Origin of the sequence: Burkholderia sp. LMU1-1-1.1, from assembly GCF_040675865.1 — a bacterium.
Taxonomy (GTDB): domain Bacteria; phylum Pseudomonadota; class Gammaproteobacteria; order Burkholderiales; family Burkholderiaceae_D; genus Rugamonas.
This window is the reverse complement of the sequence record NZ_JBEGHG010000080.1, coordinates 1-232: the sequence shown is the minus strand read 5'-3', so window position 1 is coordinate 232 and position 232 is coordinate 1. Positions and strand designations below refer to the sequence as shown.

Annotated in this window: 1 rRNA gene; it reads left to right on the top strand. The window is 47.4% G+C overall.

The features are described from left to right. Positions 1-167: 167 nt before the first annotated feature. Positions 168-232, top strand: a 5S ribosomal RNA gene (gene rrf / locus MRBLMU1_RS32770); the annotation flags it as partial.

Sequence of the window (232 nt, the reverse complement as noted above, 5' to 3'; positions counted from 1 at the left end):
AGCTAACTGATACTAATTGCCCGTACGGCTTGTCCCTATAACCTTAGCAGGTTGTGGTGAATGAGAAGTACGTTGTGCGAGCGTTGATACAACTTCATTACCCATATTACTTACTACTTCCAGATTCTGAGCAACGTTCACAAGAACGCGGCTCGTACAAGTCAATGCCTGATGACCATAGCAAGTTGGTCCCACCCCTTCCCATCCCGAACAGGACCGTGAAACAACTCTG